This is a genomic window from Kitasatospora sp. NPDC086801 (assembly GCF_044745805.1).
In the GTDB taxonomy this organism is placed as follows: Bacteria; Actinomycetota; Actinomycetes; order Streptomycetales; family Streptomycetaceae; genus Kitasatospora.
The window spans coordinates 1-1969 of record NZ_JBIVAX010000102.1; the positions used below are offsets into that span (position 1 = coordinate 1).

Annotated in this window: 2 pseudogenes; both read left to right on the top strand. The window is 72.2% G+C overall.

Features of this window, described 5'->3' with window-relative positions:
- Positions 1-332, top strand: a pseudogene (locus tag ACIPLC_RS38140) (hypothetical protein); the annotation flags it as partial.
- A 67-nt stretch (positions 333-399) separates the two neighbouring features.
- Positions 400-1937, top strand: a pseudogene (locus ACIPLC_RS38145) (ISKra4 family transposase).
- The last annotated feature ends 32 nt before the right edge of the window (positions 1938-1969 follow it).

Below are 1969 nucleotides of genomic sequence, written 5' to 3' on the forward strand. Positions count from 1 at the left end.
CTGCGGGTGAGCGGGTGGCGTCGGCGTATGCGGGGGCCGAGCGGCAGGTCATCGGGGTGCTGAGCGTGCCGAACTGGCAGCCCGGAATGGGGGCGGACGTGCTCCCGGCGGTCTACCGGGACATCGTGGAGGTGGTGGCGGATGCGCCGGGGCCGGTCCGTGCCAAGCAGATCGTGCCCAGGATCGGACTGCCGGCCGAGACCGGGAAGATCGAGGGCACACGGGCGAAGCTGAAGCGGCTGGTGGAGCGGGGCTGGCTGGACGAGAACGCCCCGGGACTGTTCACCCCGGCCGGCCGCCGGACGACTGGTTCGTCCAACTCCGGTGATTAGAAGGGCTCTTCCGCCTACATTCGAAGGTGCGAACCATGTCGGATGCGGGACAGGAAGAGCCCTCGGGATGAAACCGTACGACACTCATGCCACAGCTGACCCCTTTGCCCGCTCCATCAGCGCCTCGAGACGCTGATGGGCACCGTGTCGGGCGGCGATGCGAGCGCGTGGACCCACACCGAGCTGGAAGAACACCTGGAAGTGGCCGGGCGGGAGCTGTTACGGCAGCTGCTGCAGGACCATCTGGACCTGCGCGCCCGGCAGGAGGAAGAAGTGGTCCGCGCCGGCGTGGGGCCGGTCGTGGTGGGGCCGGAGGGGCGGGTGCGGCCGTGGCGGGAGAGCGGTCACGCGCGCTGGCTGGCCAGTGTGTTCGGGCTGGTCCGGGTCACGCGGGCCGCCCACCGGGGCAAAGGCGCGTGCAACGTCCACCCGGCCGACGCCGCGCTGTCCCTGCCGGCGGGCCGGCACTCGATGGGATTGCGGCGGCTCGCGGTCACCGAAGCCGTGCGCGGCTCGTTCGACCAGGCTCAGCAGGCCGTTGAGCGCCGCTGCGGGAGGGTGCTGGGCAAGCGCCGGCTCGAAGAGCTCGTGGTCGCCGCCGCGCTCGACGTCGACGGCTTCTACCGGGCGAGGATCCCCCTACCGTGCAGCCGCGAGATGCCGCTGGTGGTCCAGGTGGACGGCAAGGGCGTGGTCATGCGGCCCGAGGCCCTGCGTGAGGGCACCCGCCGGGCCGCAGTGAAAGCCGCCGCCGCGGGCGGGCATCGCGGCCGGCTCGCGCCGGGCGAGAAGCCGAACCGCAAGCGGATGGCGACCGTGGCCTGCGTCTTCGACACCCGACCGGCCCCCAGACGCCCCCACGACGTGATCCACCCGCCCGGCGGCCGCAGCCGCGAACGACCGGTCCGCCCGGGGCCCAGGGCGGAGAACAAGTGGTGCACCGCCTCCCTCATCCGCCCGCCCGAGCAGGTCATCGCCGACGCCTTCGACCAGGCCCAAGCCCGCGACCCGAAGCACCTGCGGCCCTGGATCGTCCTGGTCGACGGCGCCCGCCACCAGCTCGACCTGATCACCGCCGAGGCCACCCGACGCGGCGTCACGACGCACATCCTGCTGGACTTCGTGCACGTCGCCGAGTACATCTGGGCCGCCGCCCACGCCTTCCACAAACCCGGCACCACCGAGGCCGAAGCCTGGGCCGCCGACCACCTGACCACGATCCTCGCCGGCCAGGCCGCCCGAACCGCCGACGAGATGACCGCCCAGGCCGACCGCGAGCACCTGACGGCCTCCCGGCGCGAGACCGTCGACGCCTGCCACCGCTACCTGACCGGCCACCTCGACCAACTCCGCTACGACACCGCCCTCGCCAACGGCTGGCCGATCGCCACCGGCGCGATCGAGGGCGCCTGCCGCCACCTGATCGCCGACCGCCTCGACATCACCGGCGCCCGCTGGGGCCTGGCCGGAGCCGAAGCCGTCCTGCGACTTCGCACCATCGTCGCCAACGGCGACCTCGACCCCTACTGGCGCTTCCACACCGCCCACGAGCACGAGCGCCTCTATCCCACCCCCGATCAGCAGAACTACACCCTCACTGCTTGATCAGCAGCTTCACTCGAAACGAACCGCACCCA